Below are 7599 nucleotides of genomic sequence, written 5' to 3'. Positions count from 1 at the left end.
GGGTCGGGTTCGCACGAGTCGCGCGAACGCCCGCCTCGCCGACAGCGTGAAGCTGAACGTTTCGGTAAAAACTCTCGACGAAGCGCTCGGCGGGCATCTCGCCGAGACGAAACCCGTTCTGATCGCGCTCTCGAACCTCGCGTCCCTTACGCTCGTCCGCGAGCGCCCCGCGGGGACCATCGCGTTCGTCGATCCCGCGTTCGAGCTATACATCGACCTCGGCGCACACGTTGACATCGAATCGGAGCGCAAGCGAATCGACAAGGAAATTGCCGAGGCGCAGAAAAAGCTCGAGCAGGTCGAAAAGAAGCTCCAGAACCCCAAATTTCTCGCGGGGGCCAAACCAGAGGTCGTCGAAGCCCAGCGTCAAAAGGACGAGGAGCTCCGGGAGATCATCGGCAAGCTCGGGAACCTGAAACGCGAGCTCTCGGGAATCGGCACCTGATCTGGCTAGCGGTCAGGCTTTCGTCAGGGTGATCGTCGCCTTCTCTCCTTCGATCTCCACTTCCCGCGTCGTGCCGCCGTCCAGGCCATCGGTCGACAGGTCGAGACAAAGGGTCTCCTTCATCAGGTGCTCTCGATGCTTCTCGAGAATGCGGCGGAGTGACTCGCCTCCCACGATGGCGAGACGGATGCGCTGCGTGTATTCGAGACCTAGATCCTTGCGGAAGGTCTGGATGCGATTCAGGAGCTCGCGGTACTTCCCTTCTTCCAGGAGCTCTGGGGTGAGCTCGGTCTCGAGGACGACCACCGCGGTCTCGTCACCGGCCGCCGCGTAACCCGGCTTCGCCTGCACCACGACCTCGACGTCTTCCAAGCCGAGTGTGACTCCTTCGATCGTCGCCTCGCCATCTGCCAGAAGCTTCGCCCGGAGCGCGCTTCCATCGGCCTCGGCGAGAGCCCTCTTGAGATCGGGCATCTTCTTCCCCACCTTGGGTCCGAGAGAACGGAAGTTCGGCTTCACGCGGTACTCCACGTGCTCTTCGGCGCCGTGGACGAAGCGCACCTCGTGGACGTTCAGCTCTTCGGCAATGAGATCCGCGTATTGGCGTACGCGCTCGTCGAGATCCGCATGCGACAGTGTAATCTCCGCCTTCGCCAGTGGCTGCCGAACCTTGAGACGGTTGTCGGTGCGAACTCTCAGCCCCAGCGAGACGATGTCGCGAACCACCGCCATCTCTTCGTTGAGTCTCCGGTCGATGCGCCTCGTATCGGGCTCGGGGTAATCCGCAAGATGCACGCTCTCCGGCGCGCGCTCTCCGAGCTGACGGCGAATCAGGTTCTGGTACATGTCCTCGGTCATGAAGGGCACGAAGGGCGCCGCGAGCTGAGAGAGCGTCACCAGCACTTCGTACAACGTCGCATAGGCGTCGATCTTGTCGGGCTCGCGCCCCGAGGCCCAGAAGCGGCTTCGACTCCGCCTCAGGTACCAGTTGGAGAGGGCGTCGACGAAGTCCGTCAGTTTGCGCGCGGCTTCGTACGTCCGATATTGATCGAGATCGGCAATCAAATCGTCATTGAGCTTCGAGAGCTCGGAGAGGATCCAGCGATCGAGGAACGGCCGATCGACCGGATGCCGGCCGCGATCCTGCTCGGGATCGAAGTCGTCGATCGAGGCGTAGATCGTGAAGAACGAATAGACGTTGCGGAGCTTGATGGGAAACTCTTTCTGCAACGCACGGACGTTGCCCAGAGAAAGACGCTTCGCGTTCCAGGGAGGATTCCCCGCGAGAAAGAACCATCGGAACGCGTCGGCTCCGGGCGCGGGTGTAGCCGGGTCTTCGATGGTGACCCTCTGTTCGTCGGGAAGCCTGGGAACGTCGGCGGGAATGAGCTTCATTCCCTTCTCCGCCGCTCGGAGGCCGAGCTCCGAGAGCACCTGTTTCCGTACTACCGCGACACGCCTCGGTAGCCCCTTCGAGGCAAAGAGCTGCAGCTCCCGTCGGTGGTCAGGAGCGCCGGGACGATAAAGCTGCACTCGGGCGCCGTCACGGAGGTCGAGCCCCTCGAGGTCCTCTCGGGCGATGAGGACTTTGCCCTCTTGAGCCTCGTCGGATTCCACCACGGCAAAGTCCATCGCAACCTTCTCGAGAATGACCTCGGGCGGCGTGTAGTTCCCCTTGGATTTCGATTCTTTTTTACCCTCGCGATCGTTGACATGGCCGAGCACGATGCAGGTCTCGTAGGGGTGGGGGTAGGGTCGGTCGAAGACCAGAGTCGAAATCATGAGAAGCGAGTAGAACCAGCCGCGGGTCTGGTCGATCGCCTCGACGATGAAGTCCGCGGGGAACATCTCGTCGAAGATCTCTTTTCCCGTGTGCGGATAACCCCACTGCGCGAAGGGCATGCTTCCCGAATCGAACCAGCAGTCGATGACCTCGGGAACGCGCCGGTAGGTCCCTTCTTCCCCCGGCTCCTCGAAGGTCACGTCGTCGATCCAGGGCTTGTGGACGATGAGATGCTCGGAGAGATCGGGGTTCTTCTTCTTGGCTTCCGCGAAAGAGGCGAAGGCGTTCGGGTTCTTCTTCAAGATTTCCGCCACCGAGCGCGGAGCGACCATGCGTCCGGTGACGTCGTTCACCCAGATGTTGAGAGGCGTTCCCCAGTAGCGCTCTCGCGAAAGAGCCCAATCCACGTTGTTGGCGAGAAAGTCCCCGAAACGGCCTTCTTTGATGTGCTCGGGAATCCAGTTTACGGCGCGGTTGTTGGCGATGGCGGAGTCGATGAGAGCCGTGGTGCGGATGAACCACGCGGGGCGGGCAAATTGGATGAGCGGATCGTCGTCGGCACGCCAGCAAAAGGGATATTCGTGCCGGTAGGTCTCCTGATGCACGAGCAGGCCGCTGTCTTTGAGATGACGAACGATGTCCTTGTCGGCATCCTTGACCCACTTGCCGCTCAGGCTCGGAACTTCGTCGGTGAACTTGCCGTCTGGACCGATGGCGCACAGAAGCGGCACCGACGCGGGGTCTTCGTATTGCGCCACGACCTCGCGGTGGAGGTCGTGATCGACCTCGCCGAACGCCGGCGCTTCGTGCACGAGCCCCGTTCCTTGATCCAGCTCGACGAAGTCCGCGGCGAGAACCTTCCAGAAGAGCGGCGTCATCTCCCCGCTCTTCGTTCGCGCCTGCTCGTTCCCCAGGCGATCGAAATAGTCGGCGAAGGGCGGCCGGTAGCGTTTCTCGAGAAGCGCTTCACCTTTCAGCTCGCGGACGACGGGAAGCTCCCGCCCGAGCTTCGCGCCGATTGCCTCTCGCAGCGCGGCGGCCACGACGAGCTTGCGCCCCGAATCCTCGACGACGACGTAGTCGATGTCTGGCTTCACCGCCGCGTACATGTTGGATGGAAGCGTCCAGGGAGTCGTCGTCCACACGAGGAGAGACGTGTCGGGCTCGTCGACGAGAGGAAACGCCACGTAGACCGAAGGATCGTCCACGGTCTTGTAGCCGAGCCCGACCTCGGCCGAGGAAAGGGCGGTTCCTCCCTGCGCCCACCACCAGACTACCTTGTGACCCTGATACAAGAGGTTCTGATCGAACAGCTCCGACAGGGCCCACCACACGCTCTCGACGTAGCTCTTGTGATACGTCACGTAGGCCTCGTCGAGATCGACCCAGTGGCCCATCTGCTCCGTCATCCGCTCCCAGTCGCGGGTGTAGCGGAACACCGACTCCATGCACTTCTTGATGAAGGCTTCCACGCCATAGGCTTCGATCTCGGCCTTGCCGTGGATACCGAGCTCCTTTTCGACCTCGACCTCGACGGGAAGCCCATGCGTGTCCCACCCCGCCTTGCGGGGCACGTAATAGCCCCGCATCGCGCGGTAGCGGGGGAAGATGTCTTTGAAGACGCGGGTCAGAGCGTGACCGTTATGGGGTTTACCGTTGGCGGTCGGCGGACCGTCGTGCCAGACGAACCACTCCTTGCCCTGGCGCTGCTCGATGCTCTTCTCGAAGATGCGACGCTCTTTCCAGATAGCGCGGATCGCCTCTTCGCTCGCGGGGAAATCGACGATGGCATCGGCCTTGAGAAAGCGAGGGTCGTTGGTCATTTGGGAAAAGAATATCCGCTCGGCAGGAGAAAGTGTATTCAGTCGAGAGCACGCTTCTCCAGGAGCTCCTTGCGAAAGTCGTCGATGAGCTGGGCGAGGTAGCGGTCGAGATCGGGAGACTCTTGGCGAAGGCTCTCCGCTTCGCGCAGGCCGCTCTCCGCCCCCGAAACGTCTCCGGTGAAGTACTTCAGAGAAGCCAGGATGAAGACATTTTGCTTCGTTCGCGGAAGTCGCTTCGAGGTCTCCAGCGCGGCGCGCCTCGCCGCGGTTGCCTCGGACTCGAGCCCGGCGAGCTCGAGATGGTATCCCTGGATGCGCCGGAACTCGCACCAGAACTCGTCGTCCCTTTCGAGGATCTTGTAAACCCGCTCGGCGATGGGGAGCCGCACGGTCATGGGAATCCCGTAATAAGGTAGGACGTCACCCTCGATGTTCGCTTCTCGCTCGAGCATCGCGGCGAGGGCCTTCACCTTGTCGTCGGGGATTTCCTCGAAATCCCCCATGTAGGCCGTCAGGTGGCATTTCCGGCAGGTGTAGAGAAATTTGTCGGTGGTGGCCGGCCAGAAGACGTACTGGAACCGTGACCGGTCCTGGAAGACATAGGTGCCGTAGCTGGCCGGAACCTGAAAGACGTTGGTCGCCCCGCAAACGGGACAGGTGACCTCGACGTCCACCCAGGTGGTCGCATGGGCCATCGGGGCCACGAGGAGCAGCAGTAGCACGACCAGCGCTCGGACTCTCACAAGCCCATCATAGTACGTCGTGGGTCTGGCCTCTCCAACTGGGAGCCGAAGCTCATCCGACAGCGCCACGACGTCAGTCGCTCGATTCTCGAAACGACCCTGCAGCGATACCCAGGTGCCGCAGCTTTTGCTGGAGGTTTTGCCGGTGGAGACCGAGAGCGCTCGCCGCTCGGGAGACGTTGCCCCTGTGTTTCTGCAAAGCCTTCGTGAGGATGTCTCTTTCGAACCGCTCGACGACCCTCTGCTTGGCGGTCTGGAAGTCGTCTCCTGGATCCCATGCGGTCGAAGCCACGGGCTCTGCCCCGCCTCCTACCACCTCGTGCGGCAGGTCGGCCGAGCGCACGATTCCGTCGCGGCAAAAGATCGAGGCGCGCTCCACCGCGTTTCGAAGCTCGCGCACGTTTCCGGGCCAGTCGTAAGCGCGAAGGCTCGCCACGGCGTCGGGGCCGAGCTCGAGCTTGCCGTTTCCGAAGCTCGCGAGAAAGTGCCGCGCCAGGAGCGTGATATCAGAATTGCGCTCGCGAAGAGGAGGCACCGGGATCTCGATCACTCTTAGCCGAAACAGCAGGTCATCACGAAACCTTCCTTGTTCCACGCGCTCTTTCAGATCGCGATGCGTGGCCGCGACGACGCGAACTCTGACCCGGACGGATCGTCCACCGCCGAGCGGCTCGACCTCGCCCTCCTGCAGAGCACGGAGAAGCTTGGCCTGGGCGTCGAGCGTCATGTCACCGATCTCGTCGAGAAAGAGCGTGCCGCCGTGTGCTTCCTGAAATTTGCCCGCCCGATCGCGAAGCGCCCCGGTGAAGGCGCCGCGACGGTGGCCGAAGAGCTCGCTCTCCACCAGGCTCTCGGGAATAGCCGCACAGTTCACGGTCACGAAAGGGCCTCGTGACACGACGGAAAGTGCATGGATTCGCTGCGCCACGAGCTCTTTTCCCGTGCCACTCTCGCCGGTGACGAGCACCGTCGCTCTCGACGGCGCCACACGGTCGATGGCATCGAGCAGTCGAGCCATCGCATCCGATTCACCCACGATCTGACCCGTTCCCCGGAGGCGGCGCACTTCGTTCTCGAGGCTCCAGTTCTCGCGTTTCAGCAGGCTCTGCTCGAGGGTCTTTTTGACGACGTGGCGGAGCGCGTCGATCTCGTAGGGCTTGGCTACGAAATCCTCGGCACCCGCTTTGACCGCGTCGATCGCGGTCTTCAATCCGGCGTCGGCGGTCACGACGACGACGGGCGGAGGCGCCGGAAGCTTCTGGATCTCCCCGAGTGCCGCCATGCCGTCCATCTCCGGCATGCGCAGGTCGAGCAGCACGAGATCGAAGGCCTCGCGAGCGAGTGCTTGCAGGCAGTCGGCACCGCTCTCACATTCGGTGAAGTCGTAGCTGGAGCTACCGAGGGCGCGCATAGCGCCACGTCGAGCAGCGGACTCGTCGTCACAGACGAGAACGTGCGGTTTTTGTCGAGTCATACCACGATCCTGAAGACGATGTGGTCCGGTTCGTTGACGAGCTCGATCACTCCACCGAGCTCCTTGACTCTCCGCCCAACGAGGGCCAGCCCGAGACCCGTGCCTCCCTCGCCGGATACGAAGGGTTCGAACAAGCGCGCGGCGACGGTCTGCTCCATCGGCGCTCCTTCGTTCTCGCACTCGAACTTCACCGCTTCACCATCGCTTCCCAGTCGGAGTCGTACCGTCGATCCGTCGGGAGCGTGACGGATGGCGTTCAACATGAGATTGAATACGACCGTTTGCCAGGTGGCCGGGGTTCCGGGCGCCTCGCCGTCGGCACCGACCGCTCCACGATCGATCGAAATGCCTCGTCGACGGGCCTCGTGATCGAGAACATAGGCTGCGGCCTCGATGACGTCGGAAAGCCTCGTCCTCTCCGCGTCTGGTCCCGGCCGAGCGAAATCGAGCACCTCCCGAGCGACACCGTTCAAGCGGTCCACCTGCTCGACGATAACGCTCAAGTCCTTGGCCTGCTCGCTCTCGGGATCGTCCCGCGCGAGCTCCTCTCGAACCGTCTGCGCCAGCGCCTTCATGGAGGAAAGGGGGTTCTTGAGCTCGTGGGCCAGCGACGCCGATACCATCCCGAGCATGGAAAGCCGTTCCTGCTCGGCCTGCCTTCGCTCCCACGCCAGGCGGGCCTCCAAGAGGCGCCGGATCTCGACCGCCGCGCCAAGCTGATTCAGCACGAGCTGGATGCTTTCCATCTCGCCGTCCTCGTAGCCTCCGCCAACCGCGCTGGAAGCGATGACGAGAACCGCTTCGAGACTTTCGGAAACGCGAACGGGAAACACGGCGTGCAGCTCGCTCGAGACGAGCGCGTCGGCAAGCTCGATGGAAGGCGCGTGCAGACGGTTGAACGCCGCGGTGTCGGAATCGGCGAAGTACGACCAGAACAAGGAAGCTTTCGCATCCGCCGCTCTCGCGAAATGGACGTCGGCGCCCGTCCACTCGCTCACCCTACTGGCCACCCGCCGCTTGAGCTCTTCTTCCGAAAGGTCGAGATCTTGCAGCTCCTGGGTCAACTGAGCGACTTGTCCCGGCGAAATACTGCGCCCGAGCAAGCGCGCCATCCGGGGCGACCGGCGAGACGCCCACCGGGTGACCGGGTCGAAGAAAAGGCCAGCGAGCACGCCGAGGAATAAGCCCCAGGCAAGAACACGGTGGAAAACCGGATCGCCGGAAGCACCGAGCACAGGACCGGCCACGAGGATCAGGAGCAAGAGAATCAGGATGCTCGCGAAATGGCGCAGGCTGCGATTGGACACCGACAGGCTCAGCAAGTTGTAGCG

General features: G+C 62.7%; 5 protein-coding genes. 1 reads left to right on the top strand and 4 read right to left on the bottom strand.

What is annotated here, in order from left to right; genetic code table 11:
• Positions 1–445 (top strand): hypothetical protein (locus VEK15_17125; GenBank protein ID HXV62426.1); only part of this gene is annotated, 445 nt, incomplete at its 5' end.
• A gap of 12 nt (positions 446–457) precedes the next feature.
• Here VEK15_17125 and ileS read toward each other — a convergent pair.
• From ileS to VEK15_17105, 4 genes are all read right to left on the bottom strand, one after another.
• Complete coding sequence (gene ileS / locus VEK15_17120) at positions 458–4051, bottom strand: isoleucine--tRNA ligase (protein HXV62425.1); 3594 nt, start codon at positions 4049–4051, stop codon at positions 458–460.
• 38 nt (positions 4052–4089) lie between these two features.
• Positions 4090–4794: a hypothetical protein gene (locus VEK15_17115; protein HXV62424.1), complete on the bottom strand. Its 705-nt coding sequence runs from the start codon at positions 4792–4794 to the stop codon at positions 4090–4092.
• 73 nt (positions 4795–4867) lie between these two features.
• Entirely contained in the window at positions 4868–6268 is a 1401-nt protein-coding gene (locus VEK15_17110) for a sigma-54 dependent transcriptional regulator (protein ID HXV62423.1), read from the bottom strand.
• On the bottom strand, positions 6265–7599 hold a 1335-nt coding region (locus VEK15_17105), incomplete at its 5' end, for a HAMP domain-containing sensor histidine kinase (protein ID HXV62422.1). The genes VEK15_17110 and VEK15_17105, both read right to left, overlap by 4 nt.

This window comes from Vicinamibacteria bacterium (assembly GCA_035620555.1).
Classification (GTDB): Bacteria; Acidobacteriota; Vicinamibacteria; order Marinacidobacterales; family SMYC01; genus DASPGQ01.
This window is presented reverse-complemented; position numbering and strand designations above follow the sequence as displayed.